This window comes from Streptomyces sp. SM10, assembly GCF_002910915.1.
Taxonomy (GTDB): domain Bacteria; phylum Actinomycetota; class Actinomycetes; order Streptomycetales; family Streptomycetaceae; genus Streptomyces.
The window spans coordinates 1-18,135 of the sequence record NZ_NEUF01000013.1 but is presented as its reverse complement, the minus strand read 5'-3'; the positions used below and the strand labels follow the sequence as shown (position 1 = coordinate 18,135).

General features: G+C 71.3%; 12 protein-coding genes. 5 read left to right on the top strand and 7 right to left on the bottom strand.

Annotated elements, in window-relative coordinates; genetic code table 11:
* Positions 1–115 precede the first annotated feature (115 nt).
* Positions 116–697, top strand: a complete 582-nt coding sequence (locus tag B9S57_RS00710) for a type VII secretion system-associated protein (RefSeq protein WP_103513574.1) — start codon at positions 116–118, stop codon at positions 695–697.
* Between the two features lie 23 nt (positions 698–720).
* Here B9S57_RS00710 and B9S57_RS00705 read toward each other — a convergent pair whose 3' ends face one another.
* From B9S57_RS00705 to B9S57_RS00685, 5 genes are all read right to left on the bottom strand, one after another.
* On the bottom strand, positions 721–2,391 hold the full coding sequence (locus B9S57_RS00705; RefSeq protein ID WP_103513573.1) for a penicillin-binding transpeptidase domain-containing protein: 1,671 nt from the start codon (positions 2,389–2,391) through the stop codon (positions 721–723).
* 229 nt (positions 2,392–2,620) lie between these two features.
* A complete protein-coding gene (cs1, locus tag B9S57_RS00700) occupies positions 2,621–3,595 on the bottom strand; it encodes a clavaminate synthase Cs1 (RefSeq protein ID WP_103513572.1) in 975 nt (324 codons plus the stop codon).
* Positions 3,592–4,542, bottom strand: a complete 951-nt coding sequence (gene speB, locus B9S57_RS00695; protein ID WP_103513571.1) for an agmatinase — start codon at positions 4,540–4,542, stop codon at positions 3,592–3,594. Before speB ends, cs1 begins: the two co-directional genes overlap by 4 nt.
* A gap of 57 nt (positions 4,543–4,599) precedes the next feature.
* Positions 4,600–6,132: an asparagine synthase-related protein gene (locus B9S57_RS00690; RefSeq protein WP_103513570.1), complete on the bottom strand. Its 1,533-nt coding sequence runs from the start codon at positions 6,130–6,132 to the stop codon at positions 4,600–4,602.
* Positions 6,132–7,847 (bottom strand): thiamine pyrophosphate-binding protein, encoded by a 1,716-nt coding sequence (locus B9S57_RS00685; protein WP_103513569.1) that lies wholly within the window; start codon positions 7,845–7,847, stop codon positions 6,132–6,134. Before B9S57_RS00685 ends, B9S57_RS00690 begins: the two co-directional genes overlap by 1 nt.
* 211 nt (positions 7,848–8,058) lie before the next feature.
* On the opposite strand from B9S57_RS00685, the gene argJ reads away from it, so the two are divergent.
* From argJ to B9S57_RS00670, 3 genes are all read left to right on the top strand, one after another.
* Entirely contained in the window at positions 8,059–9,237 is a 1,179-nt protein-coding gene (argJ, locus tag B9S57_RS00680) for a bifunctional glutamate N-acetyltransferase/amino-acid acetyltransferase ArgJ (protein ID WP_103513568.1), read from the top strand.
* Positions 9,238–9,331: 94 nt separating this feature from the next.
* A complete protein-coding gene (locus tag B9S57_RS00675) occupies positions 9,332–10,336 on the top strand; it encodes an MBL fold metallo-hydrolase (protein ID WP_103513567.1) in 1,005 nt (334 codons plus the stop codon).
* Positions 10,337–10,983: 647 nt separating this feature from the next.
* The gene (locus tag B9S57_RS00670; protein ID WP_258036148.1) at positions 10,984–11,799 is read left to right on the top strand and encodes an AfsR/SARP family transcriptional regulator; all 816 of its coding nucleotides are present in this window, start codon (positions 10,984–10,986) and stop codon (positions 11,797–11,799) included.
* 64 nt (positions 11,800–11,863) lie between these two features.
* Here B9S57_RS00670 and B9S57_RS00665 read toward each other — a convergent pair whose 3' ends face one another.
* Positions 11,864–12,157: a transporter gene (locus tag B9S57_RS00665; RefSeq protein ID WP_103513566.1), complete on the bottom strand. Its 294-nt coding sequence runs from the start codon at positions 12,155–12,157 to the stop codon at positions 11,864–11,866.
* 59 nt (positions 12,158–12,216) lie between these two features.
* On the bottom strand, positions 12,217–16,287 hold the full coding sequence (locus B9S57_RS00660; RefSeq protein ID WP_258036147.1) for a GDSL-type esterase/lipase family protein: 4,071 nt from the start codon (positions 16,285–16,287) through the stop codon (positions 12,217–12,219).
* A gap of 229 nt (positions 16,288–16,516) precedes the next feature.
* Between B9S57_RS00660 and B9S57_RS00655 the strand changes: the two genes are divergently transcribed.
* A partial coding sequence (locus tag B9S57_RS00655; RefSeq protein ID WP_103513564.1) for an ABC transporter substrate-binding protein occupies positions 16,517–18,135 on the top strand: 1,619 nt, incomplete at its 3' end.

Genomic DNA, 18,135 nt, shown 5'->3' with positions numbered 1-18,135 from the left:
GCGCGGTGAGTCGGACCGTACGCCCCTGCCCGCACCCACCCCCGCGCCGCCTACCCGAAGCGGTGGTGCGGCCGCCGTGGCCGGCCCGGATACCCCACCAGCAAGCGAGGAACAGATGAGCGAGTCCGGCCCTGCCGCCCCCATGGCCCCCGCGCCGCCCGAGGAGTTCGTCGAGGCCGCCAGGCTGGCCCCAGGTCACTGGCTCTACCTCAGCGATCCCGCATGGCGGGGGGAGGGCCCGCCGCCGGAGTGGGCCGTCGTCGGCCAGTGGCGCTCCGACTCCCGCGGCGAGATCGTCGAGTGGCAGGACAACGCGGAGTACAGGCCGTCACCCGAGGCGAGGGGATGGCCCGAACCCGCCGACGCCGTGGACCGCGCCATCCAGCTCGCCACCACCGGGTACGGCCCGGCGGAGGACGTCACCGCGGCCCTGGCCGCGGCCGAGGTCGCGGTGCTCGTCACCGCGGACGGCGAGCCGGTCAGCGCCTCCGCGCCCGACGGCACGCCCGTCGTCCCGGTCTACACCTCGCCCCACCACCTCCGGGCCGCCGGGCTGGGGTTCGAAAGGCTGCCGGCCCTGGACCTGCTCGCCCGGATCCCTCCGGGCCACAGCCTCTGCCTCAACAGCTCGGCCGCCGTCAGCATGGTGCTGGCCACGGACGGGCTCGCGGAGGCACTGGACGAGCCGGCGCCGTAGGGGCGGCGGCCCGTCCCGGCCGGTCAGCCCGCGTCCGTCAGGCCCTTGAGGAACCTGGCGGCCACCGGTCCCGCGTCGGCGCCGCCGGAACCGCCGTCCTCCAGCATCACGCACCACGCCAGGTCGCTGCCGCCCTGGTAGCCGATCATCCAGGCGTGGGTCCGAGGCGGCTTCTCCTCCCCGAACTCCGCGGTCCCGGTCTTGGCGTGCGGCTCCCCGGGGATGCCCGTCAGGGCGCTGCCCGCGCCGTAGGTCACGGTCGCCCGCATCATGTCGCGCAGGTCGCCGGTGACCGACGGGTCGAGCCGCGCCGTCGCCCCGTGCTTCTTCTTGACCGCGTCGGGCACCAGGACCGGCTGCTTGAACGCGCCCTCCTTCACCGTCGCCGCGATCGACGCCATCACCAGGGGCGAGGCCTGCACCCGGGCCTGGCCGATCGTCGATGCCGCGAGGTCGTTGTCCGAGGTGCTCACCGGGACCGACCCGTCGTACGTCGAGTCACCCACGTCCCAGACCCCGCCGATCCCGAACGCCTCGGCCGCGTCGTGCAGTGCGGAGCCGCCCGCCTTCGCACGGTTCTCCACGAACATGGTGTTGCAGGACTTCGCGAACGAGTCCTTGAAGGTCGATCCCGCCGGCAGCGTGAACTGGTTCTGGTTCTCGAAGCGCTGCCCGTCGACATGCGCGAACTTGGGGCACTCCACCACGTCGGACGGCTTCATGCCTGCCTTCAGCATCGCCGCCGCCGTCACCACCTTGAACGTCGACCCCGGCGGGTACCGCCCGGCCAGCGCCCGGTTGAGGCCGCCTGCCGGGCGGTTGGAGACGGCCAGGATGTTGCCGGTCGAGGGCTCCAGGGCGACGAGCGCCGCGTTCACCTTCAGCCCCTCCATGGCCGCCGCCGCGGCGCCCTGCACCTCGGGGTCGATGGTGGTCCTGACCGGTTTGCCCGGCTTCGCGGAGCTCTTGGTGAGGGAGGCCTCGGCCTGGCCGGACTGCCGGTCGGCGATCACCACCTCACTCGTGGCCGCGCCCCCGCCTCCCCGTAACTGCTTGTCGTAGCGCGCTTCGAGGCCGAAGGTGCCCTTGCCCTGTTCGTCGACCGAGCCGCGCAGGGAGGCGGCCTGGAGGTCGTCGCCGTTCCTGTCGAGCACGGCGGCGCGCTCGGCCACCGTCTTCAGGGCGAGGGTCTGCCCCGGCTTCAGCCGGGGATGGACCATGGGGGAGCCGAACTCCACGGTCCACCGCTCCGCCTTCTTGGTCAGGGTCGCCTCGGACGCGTAGCTGAACAGCCCGACCGCGGGGATGCTGAACCGCGCCGTGTAGGGGACGGTCACCTCGCCCTTGTCGTTCTTCTTGCCGTCGCCCGCCGAAAGCTCCGCCTTGGTCGGCTTCAGATTCGTCATCACCGAGGTCAGCAGGGACTCGGCGTTCTCCGGCGAGTCGGAGAGCGCCGCCGCCTTCGCGGCCTCGCCCGCCGCCCACCCGTCGAGGAACGACTGGAGCCGCTCGGTGGCGGAGACCACCTCGGGGTCCGTCTCCGGCCCGTTCCCGGACCAGGCCCGGTATCCCCACCAGCCCGCGCCCGCAGCCAGGACGACGGCCACCGCCACGCCCAGTACCGGTCCTCTGCGTGGTCCGCGGCTCCTCGCGCGGTCATGACGTGCCATCTGCTGCAAGGTGGGGTCAGACACTTGGCGCTGTCTCCTCGTCCGCTGCGGATATCTCTTCCGTGACCGGACCGCCTCCGGCCATCCCTCCGACACGCTAACCTCTGCTCCCGGGCGCCGGGGCACCACGGAGAGCGGCGGGAGAGTGAGCCGAGAGAGCGGGACCCGCGGGCGGGCACCACGACGGGCGGGCCGGTGGTGCCCCACGTCGTCGGGGAGCGCCACCGGCCCGCCGGGCCGTGCGGGTGGACCGTCAGGCGCGCGGGACGAAGGTGACCACGTCCCCCGCCTGCTCGCCGCCGGAGAGCTGCCCGAAACGGTCGGTGCGGATGTAGACGCGGTGCAGCCACCGGTCCGCCCCGTCCCACCGCGGTGTGAAGGGCGTACGGGCGTGCGTCGTACGGAAGTTGTCGATGATCAGCACGTCACCGGGGACCAGGTACACGGCCTCGGTGACCTCGTCCAGCGCCTTGGACAGCGACTCCACGGCCTCGACGTCCCGGGGGTCCTCGGGGGCCAGCAGCTCCCGGTCGTAGCCGAGCAGCGGATCGGCCGACTCGCCGTAGAGCGGCTTCACCTCGGCGATCGCGCCCGGGTCCTCGACGCCGCCGCGGAAGGCGACGTCCACGCAGCAGGGCACCTTGCGGTCGAAGAGGTGGCTGCGGAAGCCGTCCGGCACCAGCGGCAGCGCCTTGCGGATCGAACCGACCAGGGTCGCGGCTCTGCGTTCGTGGTCGGCACGGGAGCAGGCGAGCATCACGTAGTTGGGCTGGAGCTGGTGGTACGCCATCTCCGTGTGGAATTCGAGCAGGGTCTCGGAGGTCTCCGACGACAGGTGGTGCGCGCCCGGGGAGGGGTACACGTCGTGGTACACGGTGCCGCTGCGCAGTTCCCCGTACCCGGTGTGCAGGCCGAGCCGGCGGCCGACGACGCCGAGCATCGCCTCCATGGTGAGCAGCGGGCGCTCCACCGGCGCCGGGGTGGACTCGGGGGTGCGCGGCAGCCGGTCCTCCGGCTCGACGGGCAGGCCTCGCAGCAGGAGGTAGCCGTCCTCGTTGCCGGACGTGTTGAAGGCGTCGAGCGCCTCGGCGATCGACGCCGGGAGGTCGCCGGACGCCGCCTTGGCGGCCTCCAGGAAGGCGGGGAGGTCCGCGCGCGGCACCGCGGGCAGGCGCGCGGCGAGTTCCAGGAGTTCGTCGCGGAGTTCGGAGCAGTCGATGACGGTCACGCGTCGTTCCTTCCTTTGATGTGAGCGCGGGCGTACTGGTAGAGCAGTTCCGCGCCTATCTCGGTCGCCAGGACGGAGGTGATTCCGGCGTGGTCGTAGAGGGGCGAGACCTCCATGACGTCGAAGCCGACCGGCCGCAGCTCGCCCACGCAGCGCAGCAGGGCCAGGACCTCGCGGGAGGAGAGTCCGCCGGGCGCGGGCGTGCCGGTGCCGGGGGCGAAGGCCGGGTCGGCGACATCGACGTCGACCGACACGTAGACGGGGCGGTCGCCGATGAGTTCCTGGACCAGGGCGTGCGTCCCGGCGACACCGGTCTCGACGAACTCGTCGGTGGTGACGACCCGTACGCCCTTGCCGCGGGCGTAGTCCAGCGAGTCGGGCTGGGGGTTGTGGCCCCGGATGCCGATCTGCACCGTGCGCCGGGGATCGATGAGACCTTCGTCGATGCCGTGCCGGAACGGGGTCCCGTGGTGGAACTCGCCGCCGTAGAAAGCGGGGTTGGTGTCGGAGTGGGCGTCCAGGTGGACCACGGCGACGGGGCCGTGCTGCTCCGCCACGGCGCGCAGGGCCGCCAGGGTGAGGGAGTGGTCGCCGCCGAGCATCAGGAAGGCGGCGTTGTTCTGGAGGATGCCCCGCAGATGGCGGTGGGCCGTCTCCATCGCGATGTGCATGTTGAAGGGGGTGAGGTCGATGTCCCCGCCGTCCACACAGTCGATGAGTTCGAAGGTGCCCGGCCCCCGGTCGATGCCGACGCCGTGGATCAGGCCCGACTCGTTGCGGATGGCGCGCGGGCCGAAGCGGGCCCCCGGCCGGTAACTGGTGCCCCCGTCGTAGGGGGCACCGATGACGACGACGTCACGGCCGCTGGGCTGCGGGTCGTGCGGCAGGCGCATGAAGGTGGGGATCTGCGCGTAGCGGGGCGAGATCGCGGTGTCGACACGTTCCACGACGTCATCCCTCCTGTCGGTAGGGCCGCCGGCGGGCGGGACGGGGGCTGAGGCGGTTCACTCGGTCTCCTTCAGCCGTGCGGACACCCGGTGCACGGCGTCGGCGGTGCTCACCTCGGCGGGCGGCAGGCCCTCGACGACCACCCGGTCGAAGATCTCCCGCACCACCAGGGACTTGGCCCGGTGGATGTCGGCCTCCGGGACGCCGGCGTCCATCAGCAGGAGGCTGAAGGACGACGTCGTCCCCGACCCCTCGTGGACACCGAGCTTCGGCCGGGTGACCGTCTCGTGCGGCAGCAGGGGGCTCATCGCCTCGCGCAGCACCCATTTGTCGCGGCCGTGGCGTCGTTTGAGCCCGGCCTCCAGCGGTACCAGCAGGTCCAGCACGTCACGGTCCCAGTACGGGTGGGTCGACCAGTGGCCCTGGATGCCGGAGAGCACCGGGGTCATCTCGTTGAGCCCGTCGAAGGTGGCCATGTCGTACGTCACGGCCGTGTCCAGCTGGGGCAGCCGGTCCTCGCGGTGCATGCCGGCCAGCGGGATGTCGGCGCCGTAGCCGGTGAGGATGCGGCGGGCGGGCCCGTCGAGCGCCCGGTACAGGGCGGTGAGCGGCAGCAGGTACTCGATGATGTCCGGGTCGACGGACTCGGACGCCCAGATCGCGTACGGGAGCTGGCCGAGCAGGTCCGCCGTCGGGACGGTGATCTCCCGGTGGGCGGAGCCGAGGTGGGTGGCGACCACGCGTGCCTCGGCGAACTCGTCCGAGGTGTCGGTGCCCATGGACAGCGTGTCCAGAGGGCCGTCGGTGTGAGCGGCGGCGAGGGCGGCGACGCCGGAAGAATCGATTCCTCCGGAGAGCACGACCAGCGGGGTGGTGCCGCCCGTGCGGGCCATGACCGCCCGTTCGAGCGTCTCGCGTACGGCGGCGGTGGCCTCGGCCTCCGGCAGGATCCGCCGGGACACCGGCGGGGTCCAGGTCCGGGAGGGCGTGGCGGCGCCGGTACGTACATCGAGCTCCAGCACCGTGCCGGCGGGCACCTGGTGGACACCCGGCACCCGGCGCACCCTGCGCGCCTCGGCGACGGGCCGCCCGGACGGCGGGCTGTGGACCGTCGCCGGGACGAGCGCCTTGATCTCGGTGGCGGCGAGGACCCGGCCCGGCGCCGGAAGGGTGTAGAGAGGGACGGAGCCGGCGTGGTCGGTGGCCAGGAGCACCCGGTCGCCGAGTGCCACGGCCGCCGCGAACCGGCCGTTGAGCAGCCGGAACGTGTGCAGGTCGTAGACGCCCAGCAGGGCGAGCAGCAGCTGCGCGTCCGTCCGGGCGTCCGTGCCGGCCGGGAGGAGGGTGAGCAGTTCCTCCCGGTTGTAGAGCTCGCCGGCCAGGACGAGCGCGGTGTCCCCGGAGCGGGCCACGGCGTCCGCCGCCGAACCCGCGTGCACGAGTACGGTGTTCAGGGTCTGGGTGCTGAGGGCTTCGGCCACGGTCGCGTGGGCGCCCCGGGTGGCGAAGACGGGCCCGGGGACCCGGTCCCCGCCCAGCTGGGCGGAGACCAGGAACCCCGTGGCCGCGGGGAGTGTGAGCGCCATGATCAGATGCTCAGGGCACCGAAGCCGCCGGAGGTGAAGTCGTAGTTCACCGGGACCTCGATCAGGAACGGGCGGCCGAGACCGGCTCCCTTGCGCAGCGCGGCGAGCAGGTCCTCGCGGGACTCGGCCCTGACGGCCTCGACGCCGTTCGCGCGGGCGAGCTCGGTGAAGTCGACCCCGGTGAACTTGACGGCCGGGTCGTGCGACCGCTGGTGGCCGAGGTTCTGGTACAGCTCGATCAGCCCGTTGGTGTCGTTGTTGACGACCACCGTCACGATGGGCAGGTTGAGCCGGGCGATGGTCTCCAGGTCGGCGCTGTTGGAGTGGAAGCCGCCGTCGCCCGCGATGAGGAAGGTGGGCTGGCCGGGGCGGGCCATCTGGGCGCCGATCGCCGCGGGGATGCCGTAGCCGAAGCTGGAGCAGCCGGCCGAGGTGAGGAAGCCGAAGGGCTGGTCGGCGCGGGCGAAGAGCACGCCGTAGTGCCGGAAGAAGCCGATGTCGGAGACGATCGTGCCCTCACCGGCCTCGGCGGTCTCCTCCATCACCGTGTTCATGGAGTCCATCACCTGGTGGACCCGCATGCCGTCCTCGTACTCGGTGGGGTCGGCCAGGAACTCGGCGACCCGCTCGCGCAGAGGGGTGATGTCGTGCGGCGTCTTCTTCGCGACGTCCGCGGTGGCGGTGTCCAGGTGCTCGACGAAGGCGAGCACGTCGGTGACCACGTCGACGTCCGGGCGGTAGACCCGGGGGATCGGGTTGACGGTCGGGGAGACGCGGACGGTCGTCTTCTCGCCGCCGCGGGCCCACATCGAGGGGCGCAGGTCCTCGGCGTAGTCGTACCCGAGCGTCACGACGACGTCGGCCGGGCCGAAGAGGGTCTCCAGGGCCGGGAAGGACAGGATGCCGTCCATGTACCCGGTGACGGCACCGTAGTTGAGGTGGTGGCCGTGCGGCAGGACGCCCTTGGCGATGTACGTGGTGATGACGGGGACGTCCAGGCGCTCGGCCAGGGCCCGTATGGCGGGGACGGCGCCGGAGCGGATGGCCGCCGCGCCGACCACGAACACCGGGTGCTCCGCACCCGCGACCAGGGTGGCGGCCTCGTCGGCGCCGGCCTCCCAGCCGGCCTGGACGGCGCCGACCGGCTTGGCCGGGGTCCGCGCCTCGGGGTGGGTGACCGAGGAGTCGACGTCGGCCCCGAGCAGGTCGACGGGGAGGGAGATGAAGCTGGGGCCGACGGGCTCGGTCATCGCGGCTGCGACGGCGGAGTCCACCAGGTCGGTGATCTCGTCGGGGCGCTGGAGCTCGACGGCGTACTTCGTCATCGGACGCATCACGGCGACCGAGTCCAGGCACTGGTGCGTGTCGTTGGGGAAGATGTCGTGCGACTCGGACTGGGCGGCCAGCGCGATGACGGGCGAGCGGTCCAGGATCGAGGTCGCCACACCGGTGGCGAGGTTCGTCATGCCGGGGCCGAGCGTGGCCCAGCAGGCCTGCGGCCGGCCGGTGATGCGGGCCAGGACGTCGGCGGCGACACCGGCGGTGAACTCGTGCCGGGTGAGGACGAAGTCGATCCCCGGTGCCTCGTCGAAGAGGATCGAGGCGGCTTCGCGGCCCACGACGCCGAACACGGTCTCCACTCCGTGCTCGTGGAGACGCTTGAGCAGTGCGTGTGCGGCCGTCGGGTTGCCACTGGGCTTGGTCGAAACACGGGACATACGGCGTCGTCTCCAGGATGTCGACGGGAAGCGGATTGCCGTCACCGTGCCGGTGGGCTCTCTCCACGGCCTCTCCAGCGCCTATCCGACCGCTCTGTAGTGCGCTTCGAGACGGCCCGGACGGTTCGGCCCCGGTGCCCGCGCCACCTGTGATAGATGAATAGGAATACAACCGAGCGCATAAAGGCATGCCCGAAGGAAGAAGGCGATCATGACCCGTACGACCACTCGGGAGCCCGCGGGGTTCGTGGTGCACACCGCTCCGGTGGGACTCGTCGGTGATGGGCGGGACGACTTCACGGTGCTGGCCTCGACCGTGCCCACGCAGGTCAGCGCGGTGTTCACCAAGTCCCGCTTCTCCGGCCCGAGCGTGGTGCTCAGCCGGGCCGCGGCGGCCGACGGGCACGCGCGGGGGGTCGTCGTCGTGGCGCGGAACGCCAACGTCGCCACCGGTCCGGAGGGGGAGAGCAACGCCCGTGAGGTGCGCGACGGCGTGGCCGCCGCGACCGGGCTCTCCCCGGACCAGATGCTGATCGCCTCCACCGGGGTGATCGGCCTCCAGTACCCCATGGAGCAGATCCGCGCGCACATCAAGCAGCTGTCCTGGCCCTTCCCGGAAGGCGGGTTCGACCGGGCGGCCCGGGCCATCATGACGACCGACACCCGGCCCAAGGAGGTCAGGGTGCGCTGCGGCGAGGCGACGCTCGTCGGCATCGCCAAGGGTGTGGGGATGCTGGAGCCCGACATGGCGACACTGCTGACCTTCTTCGCCACCGACGCCCTGCTGCCGGGGGACGTGCAGGACCGGATCTTCCGCAGTGTCATGGACCGCACCTTCAACGCGGTGTCCATCGACACCGACACCTCGACGAGCGACACCGCGGTCCTCTTCGCCAACGGGCTTGCCGGCGAGGTGGATCCGGCGGAGTTCGAGGAGGCGCTGCACGAGGTGGCGCTCGCCCTGGTGAAGAACATCGCTTCCGACGGCGAGGGGGCCAGCAAGCTCATCGAGGTGCGGGTCACCGGGGCCCGGGACACGGCGCAGGCCAAGCGTGTCGGCAAGACCGTCGTCAACTCGCCGCTGGTCAAGACCGCCGTGCACGGCAGCGACCCCAACTGGGGCCGCGTGAACATGGCGATCGGCAAGTGCACCGACGACACCGACATCCTCCAGGAGAACGTCACCGTCCGGTTCGGCGGGACCCTGGTCTATCCGCAGAGCTCCGACGGTCCCGGTGACACCGAGCTGCGGGCGACGGTCGCCGAGCACATGCGCGGCAGCGAGGTCCTGATCGGCATCGGACTGGGCATCGGGGAGGGCGAGTTCACCGTCTACGGCTGCGACCTGACGGAGGGGTACGTCCGGCTGAACTCCGAGTACACCACCTGATCCGCCACGCCCCGCCGCTGACTCAAATGTGCCGCCGCACCGCACCGGCTCCGTAGGGTGACATGTGATCAGCACAACGTGAACGAGGTGGCGCATGGGTCAGTCGCGAAGGTCGGTACTCCAGGGCGCGTTGGGTGCCGGGGCGGCGGGGCTGCTGGTCGGCGGCGCCGCCCCGCTGCCGGCCGCGCACTCCCGCCGTGCGCAGAAGGGCTCCTCTCTCGGGCTGCGCTGGCTGGGTGTGGCGGGGTGGGAGCTGTCCTTCGCGGGCCGCAGCGTGCTCTTCGATCCGTATCTGAGCCGCATGCCGTACGCCGGCGAGGGCGGCGCCCTCGATCCGGCGCTGCCGCTGCGGCTGGACCCGGAGGCGGTGGAGCACGTCGCGGAGAAGGGGCTGACCGGGGCGCCCGAGCTGATCCTGATCAGCCACGGGCACTTCGACCACCTCGCCGACGTGCCGCACCTGCTGGGCCGGCCGGCCTGGGCCGACCGGCGCGTCCGGACCCTCTGTGACACCACGTCACGCCACTTGCTGGCCGCGATGGGCACCCCGGCGCACCGTATGGCGGACGTGGTGGCGGTGAACGGCGGTGACCACCTGCAGTTCGACGGCTACAGCGTGGAGGTGTTCCGCAGTCTGCACAGCCGGCAGGAGGACTACTCGTCCTTCGCGGCCGGGACGCGGGGCGCCGTCCCGGCACGGCCCCGGACCCTGGGTGATCTCGTCGAGGGGCAGACGCTGGCCTTCCAGGTGTCGGTCGAGGGCGGTCCGTCCGTCCTGCTGACCGGCACGAGCAACGTCGCGGAGCGGGAGATCGCGGGTGCGCGGCCCGATGTCGCGGTGATCGGGATGAGCGGCCACGCCGCCGTCCACGGGTACCCGGACCGGCTGCTGGACGCGTTGGGGGCGCCGCCCGTGCTCCTGCCCTGCCACCACGACGACATGGTGACCCCGCTGGGCGACTCGGGGATCTCCCGGACCGCGTCCCCCGACGCGGTGACGGCACTCGCCCGGGCGGCCGGGCGCAGCGCGCCGGACGGCGGCACACGCGTGCTGGAACCCCGGCACCTGGAACTGCTCGACGTCACGGGGGTCCGGTAGTCCCGGCGGCCGAACACCTGGGGGCCGCGCGGTTTACGCCGGTTCCCGGGGCTTCGGGGCGGGTTCGGGCGCCTGTCCCGGCCGATCGGGCGCCCTGTCCCGGTCGATCGGGCGCCCCAGTGATCCACTCCGCTCGCCGCGGCTCGGTGCGGGCTCTCGGTGGCGTACGGTTTGCGCCATCACTGGACTAGACCAGTGAAGCGGCGGTTCCGGGTCCGGATCGGTGCGCTGGGTAACCTCGCGCGCCCCGTTCGGCTCCCGTTCTCTCCACAGTGGAGCCACATCTTCCGCCGGGGCCCGGCTTTCCGGGGGTCGAGCCTCCGCCGCACCCCGGAGCTGCGGGCGCGCCGGTGACTACTCCGTGCGATACGTGATCATGCGTCCCGGGCCGCCCCACCCCGCGATCGTTATCCCCGGTTTTTCCCGTGGCCGTTCTCCGTGCTCCTCGGCACGACAGTTTTCAGCCTCGTCCATCCAGGCCTCGTTGACGCGGCAAGGTTGGCTGATTACTGTCCCGACTCGACAGGGCAGGAGTACCGCTACGCGCGTAGTGGTCGAATTCGTGACCGTTACATTCGCTTCACTGACCAGTGCATCCACACCATTGCGTGCGAAAATCCAGCAGTTCATGGCGGGGGAAGTCAGCCATGGACAGGCAGAACGGGAGTATCCCTGTGGTCGGCGTGCAGATTCGCATTTTGGGTCCGGTCTCCATGTTTTACCGCAACGTGGCGGTCCCCCTCGCCGGACAACGGCAGCTCAGGGTTCTCACGGCCCTCGCACTTGTGTCGGGCAGGGCCGTCAGTACCCCCGAACTCATCGGCCACCTCTGGGGTGAGAACCCCCCCAGGACCGCGCCGGGCCAGCTGCAGACCAGTGTCTGGATGATCCGCCGCTCACTGGCTGCGGCCGGCGTGCCGCAGGAGACCGTCCTGTCGACGGCTTCCGGTTACCAGCTGGATCCGGCTCACTGCGAGATCGACAGCGATATCTTCCGCCGCAACGTCGCCACGGCGAAGAAGCTGATCCGCGCCGACCTCAAGGAGGAGGCGCTGGATCTGCTCAAGGACGCACTCGCACTCTGGCGGGGCCCTGCTCTGGCCACGATTTCGATCAGTGCGTTACAGACACGCGCCGCCCGGTTGGAAGAGGAACGCGTGGCCGCACTGCAACAACGCATTTGCCTGGAGATAACCCTGGGTGAATACGAGGAGGCCATCGGGGAACTGACCGACCTCATAGTCCTTCACCCGCTCAGGGAAGAGCTCTACGCGCATTTGATGCAGGCGCTGTACCTTTCCGGGCGTCAGGCCGACGCGCTCGCCGTGTTCCGAAGAGCCAGGAACACGCTGACCGACGAGCTGGGGATCTACCCCGGCCCCCGACTGACGACGCTGGAGCGGGCGATCCTCCGTCAGGACGCCGACATGCTCTCGGCGGTGCCGGGCATGGCCCGGCGCTGATCCCGGCCCGGCGCCCACGCCGACGCGCTCCCCGGCCTTCGTGGCCGGGGAGCGCGTCGGCATGTCAGGAGCCGAACCCCGTCCAGGCGACGGCCGCGGCGCCTCCCAGCACGATCACCTGAACCGCTGCGGCGGCCCAGGCCCGTGCGGCGGCGGCGATGCCGCCGGAGACCAGCAGAGCAACCAGACAGACCAGCGCGGCCCGGGACGCCTCACGGCCGGCCGCGGCCCGGTCCGGGCTGCCCGTCAGGCCCCCGGACACGACCACTCCGAGGAGCAGGACCACCAGCAGGACGGCGTCCAGCAGGAGCAGCAGCAGCGCGGCCCCGATGTCACCACGGCGGGAGACCCGTCTCATCGCTCACCTCTTCCGGGGGCCCTCCCCGCGTGAGGGAGGGCCCTGTCGGGTGTACGGGGTCAGAGGCCCATGCCCTGCATGGTCCGCTCCAGGGAGTCCGCGTAGAGCCGGGCTCCTCCGACCTTCGGGTGGAAGGACTGCGCGGAGGCGCCGAGTTGCAGGATCGGCCAGTCGATGGCCGGCTCGTCGCTCTCCACCAGGTCCAGCACGATGCCGTGGACCTGTTCGGGGTCTCCGCAGACTGCCTTGCCCGCGAAGTTCTGGGCCGGGTTGGAGTACCAGGCCTTGGTGCCCGCGGCCTTGGCGTCGTTCACGGCGCCCTGCATCTCGGTGGCGAGGGTGCCGGCCATGCTGTTCAGCCAGGGGGCCTCCTCGGTGCCGACGCCGATGATGCACTGGCCCGACGCCTCCAGCAGCGGCGGGTAGCCCATCAGGACGATCTTGGCGTTGGGTGCCTTCGCCTGGATCTTCTTCAGGGCCGTCGTGATGGCGGGCCTCACCCGCTCCTTCGCCAGGCGTTCCGCCGCCACGCCGATGTCCAGACCCTGGTAGGCCGCGTCGTCCACGTGGGAGTCGTCGTCGTCGAACGTCTGGTTCTGACACAGCGTCGGCCAGCCGATGCCGCCGAAGATGCACTTCTGGATGATGTAGGCGAACCGGGCGTCGTTGCCGCCGATGGAGAGGGTCACCAGCGTGGTGTTCTGATCGAGGTAGCCCTTGGAGAGCTGGGGCAGCTCGCCGTTCTCACCGACGTCGGCGATGTTGTACGTCCGGGCGCCGGAGCACGCGACCAGGTGGTAGTCCATGGCCGCGGAGCGGCTGTCGTCCATGGATCCCACGGACGCCGTGCGGCCCGGGATCGTCGCCTGACGGGACCACGCCTTGGTCGAGCGGTGGCAGGCGTCGCGCGTCGAAGGGTTGTTGGGATCGCGGTAGTTGGACTCCTTGTAGTAGTCGACGCCGCCCGCTGCCGAGGCGCCCTCACCCGAGGAGTAGGAGTCGCCCATCGCGACGACCATGTCCCTGGGCTTGGCCGACAGCGGCTGGAAGCCCGCCGCGTCCCACGCCACGTCCTCGGACCCGCTGCCGTCGGCCGCGTGCGTGGAGAGCGCGATCTTCGGGGTGGAGGTGAACTGGAACACCCCGAGGGAGACCCACTTGTTCTCCCCGACGCGCTGCGGCGTCACGCGTACCGGGCTGGTGCTGTTGGTCCCGGAGACGGTGTACGAGGCCTGCCGGGTGTGGGCTCCGTGGTCGGGGAGGTGCACCCAGACCCGGGCCCAGCCCCTCATGCCGTTGGTGAGGGTCCAGGTGCCGGTGGTCTTCATCCGGGCGCCCTCTGCGGTCGCCTGGTTCCTGGTGTGCGAGAACCAGAAGTGGTTGCCGTATCCGGCTCCGATCTGATGGGTGTCGATCTTGCCCGGGTAGGTGGCCCCGTCGGCCGTGAAGGTGAAGCCGAAGGTGCCGGGCGAGTTCGTGGCGCCGCAACTGCGTCCCGACGAGCCGGTCGGTGTGACACCGGAGGCCACGTCGTCGATCACGTACGTCCCGGAGGGCAGGCCGCTGGAGCACCGGGGTGGGTAGGCGTTGCCGTCCGGCTGTTCCGGGTAGGTGGCGTCGAAGCGGTGCAGCGCGTACCCGCAGGCGCCCGCCGCGCAGCTCTTCCAGCTGGTCTTCTTGTTCCACCAGCAGTGCAGGAAGAACTCGTCGGCCGGGTTGTTGAGCTGGCAGGCCCCGTTGGTGCTGGTGTCACCCTCCTTGATCTTGCTCGGGTCGCAGTTGTTGGAGCTGTCGCAGAACTGTCCGACCGGCGGCTTGGCCAGCGTCCGCTGGTCCACGGCGGTCCACCAGGCAGCGCGGTAGCCGGGCTGGAAGTCACCGGGGGCGAACATCGCGGAGATCGGACGGGCGGCCCAGCCGATCACCTTCTCCTGGTAGGGCCAGTCCTGCGGGTGCGCGGCGTGCGAGTAGTCGTCGGAGCCGGCGGCGTTCTCCAGGAAGGGGGTGCGGTTGGCCTTCCACAGTGCGTTGGCCGGGTTGTTGGTGTAGCCGACACCCCAGTGGCCGCCGTGCGAGCCTGCGGTGGACTGCGGGTAGAAGCCGGAGTTGTACGCCCAGAGCGCGAAGAACCAGTTCTCGATGAACTCCGGGCCGCCGTCGTTGACGGTCATCCCGGCGTTGTACGTCTGATTCCACTTGTCCACGAGGATGTTGACGCCCGCCGCGATGTTGGCGGTGTAGTCCAGGGCCACGGCCTCCTGCTTCTGCACGGAGAGCGCCGTCTCGCCGGGCTTCTCGTGCCCGGCCTTGCGCATGCCGTCGGTCACCTGGACGATGCCGTAACCGCAGTCGGCGGAAGCCCAGTTGATGGCCCAGGGGTCCGGGGTCTCACCGTCGGAACCGTGGCTGATGCCGTAGTAGTTGCCGATCAGGGTGTTCGCCGTGACACCGGGGACGGCGAAGCGGGTGGCCTGCCACATGTTGGATTCCTGGGCGGTGACACCCAGCATCACCTGCGCGGGAATGTGGTAGTCATCGGCCGCGTCGGGCGCTCCGTTCGGGTCGCCCGCCATGGTCTTGAGGGGGAAGAGGGACTGCGGCTGGTAGGCCGACATCCCGGTGTTCTTCCAGTTGGCGGCGCGGGAGACGTGGGAGTTGAGCTTCCCGACCACGGCCTGGTCCACCGCCCACTCGACCTGGCGCGGGGTGGGCTGGAAGGCCTGCTTCTTGACGTCACCGCGCGGGACCGAGCAGTAGCGCTCGGCCTCGACCGGGTTGGTCGGCGAGGCGGCGGCGAGCTTCGGGGCCGCCGCACCGGTGCCGGAGGTCAGCGCGGGAGAGGTGGCGAGCCCGGCCGCGGTCCTCGCGGTGGATCCGACCGTCGTCCCGGGCAGCGAGTCGAGGGTGACGGTGCGCCCGGTGTCCAGGATCTTCATCTCGGTCCTGGCGGCACGTGCGGAGGCGGCCTCCTGCGGGGAGATCCGGGAGTCCTTGCCGTCGGCCCACGCGGTGGTGACGGCGGCCTCGCCCTTCGTGGACAGGACGGCGTCCTTCGCCAGTCCCGCGGGCATGCGCACGGAGGCGGGCAGCGTGCCGGTTGCCTTGGCCTCACCGGTGACGTACACCGTGCCGGTGCGGGCGGAGCGGGCCAGGTCGAAGTCGGTGAGGGCGCCGGTGGCCAGGCGCTGAGTGGTGCCGGTCGCCTTGGCGGCGCCGAAGAGCGTGGCCGGGGCGCGCCTGACCTCGGCCCGCTCGGTGGCGGCCGCGGCCTTCGTGGCCTTCGCGCCGGTGCCGGGACGGTCGATGTAGACGACGGACCCGTCCGCGGCGGCGGTGAGCTGGAAGGGGACGGCAGAGGTGCGGGCGGCGACGCGCACCGCGCCGGAGGGCGCGACCCGGACCAGGCGGGCACCCTGCGCGGCGGCGTAGCCGTCGGCGAGGGGGACGGCTGAGGTGACCTGGCCGGGCAGCTTCAGCGGCTTCGCCGCCTTGCCGCTCGCGGTGTCGACGCCGATGAGCCGGGTCTCGTTCCGCTCCGACTCGTCGTCGGAGAACTGCGAGAAGACCGCCTTCTCCGTGGAACCGCAGCCCGGCGAGAAGTAGCTCAGGCTGGACTGGACGGGGAGCTTGGTGACCGCGCCTGTCGTCAGGTCGACGATCGCGGTGAAGGCTCCGCGGGTCAGCAGCGCGGGCTTGTTGGTGAAGGTGCGGGGCGCGTAGGTGACGGCGGCGCGCTTGCCGGAGGCCGTGAGGCAGGCGTTGCCGATCCAGGTGTCGGTGTCGAAACCGGGTTCGGACAGGGTCGCCGCGGTCCGCCAGTGGTAACCGTCCCCGGCGGCGGCGACCATGACGTGGAAGCCGGTCGCGTCGCCCGAGGTGGTCCAGGCCACGTCGCCGGAGGTGCGGTAGCCGGAGCCCAGCACCTTCGCCCGGTCACCGGCGGGCACGGCCTGGGGGCGCTCTGCGGGGCCGGGCTTCGCGGCATCCGCCTGGTCCTTCTGGGACCACCCCTGGGCCGAACCCGGGGGAGGGGTGGGAGCCTTGGCCATCGACACCGACGGGTAGCCCGCCAGCAGAGCGGTGGCGGCGACAGTAATGACAGGTATATGCCATTTTCTTCTTCGGGGCATGTTCTTCTCGCCTCTCGTACGGACGCCCGTGTCGCGCGTGGGGGGAAGCGGCGTCCGCTTCGCGCGTGGGGGGACGCGAGCCAATCAGCCAGGGCTCTTCACCCCCTCTCACCCTCCTCTTCCGCTATACCGACCCGCCGTCGGCTATGCGCCCGCACCCTCCGCCCCGCCCCAGGGCGCCCGCGTCCACGCAGAATGGCGCGGAAATCACCGCGAGAAGGGCTGGGACATGGAGACCGAACAGTCGGGCACCACCGGCTTCGACGCCGCCGTCGACGGCGTGGTCGCCCCGACCGAAACGCTGGGCGGCACCCTCCGCCTCGTGCGCACCGACGACTTCGACTCGCTCGACCCCGGCAATACGTACTACGCCTACACCTGGAACTTCCTGCGCCTCATCGGCCGGACCCTGGTCACCTTCGACACCGCGCCCGGCAAGGCCGGCCAGCGGCTGGTCCCGGACCTGGCCGAGTCGCTCGGTGAGGCGTCGGACGGCGGACGGACCTGGACCTACCGGCTGCGCCCGGGACTGCTCTACGAGGACGGCACCCCCGTCGTCGCGGCGGACGTCAAGTACGCCATCGCCAGGAGCAACTACGGTACGGACGTGCTGGGCGTCGGCCCCACCTACTTCCGCCACCTGCTGGGCACCGACTACGGCGGCCCCTGGCGCGAGCCGGAGGTGGACGGCCCGGTCACGGTGGAGACGCCCGACGACCGGACCCTGGTCCTGAGGCTGACGGAGCCCTTCGCGGGCATGGACCTGCTGGCGACCATGCCGAGCACCACCCCGGTCCCCCGGGACCGGGACACCGGCATCGGCTACCGCCTCGGCCCCGTGGCGACCGGCCCCTACCGTGTCGACTCCTACGAGCGCGGCAAGCTCGTCGTCCTGGAGCGCAATCCGCACTGGGACCCGGAGACCGACCCGGTGCGCCGGCAGCGTGCCGAGCGCATCGAGGTGCACCTGGGCAAGGACCCGCACGAGGTGGACCTGATGCTGCTCTCCGGTGAGGCGCACATCGACCTCGCGGGCTTCGGGGTGCAGCCCGCGGCCCAGGAGCGCATCCTGGCCGACCCGGAGCTGCGGGCCAACGCCGACAACCCGCTGACCGGGTTCACCTGGATCTACTGCCTCTCCAGCCGGATCACCCCGTTCGACAACGTCCACTGCCGCCGGGCGGTGCAGTTCGCCACCGACAAGGCGGCCATGCAGGCGGCGTACGGAGGGCCCGTCGGCGGTGACATCGCCACCACCATCCTTCCGCCGACCATCGACGGCTACCAGCCCTTCGACCGCTATCCGGTGGGGGAGGACGGCACCGGTGACCTGGAGGCGGCCCGCGCCGAACTGGCCCTGGCCGGAATGCCGGACGGCTTCCGCACCAAGATCGCCGCCCGCAAGGACCGCCTCAAGGAGTACCGCGCGGCCGAGGCGCTGTCGGCCGGGCTGGCGCGCGTCGGCATCGAGGCAGAGGTGCTGGACTTCCCGTCGGGGGACTACTTCGACCGCTACGGAGGCAGCCCGGAGTATCTGCGCGAGCACGGCATCGGGATCATCATGTTCGGCTGGGGGGCCGACTTCCCCGACGGCTACGGCTTCTTCCAGCAGATCGTCGACGGGCGCGCGATCAAGGAGCGCGGCAACCAGAACATGGGCGAGCTGGACGACCCGGAGATCAACGGTCTGCTCGACCGGGGTGCCGTGAGCGGCGACCTGGCGGAGCGCGCGGCCATCTGGCACCGCATCGACCGGCTGACCATGGACCACGCCGTGATCGTGCCCTACCTCTACCCGCGCTCGCTGCTCTACCGCCACCCGGACGCCCGCAACGTGTTCGTCACCGG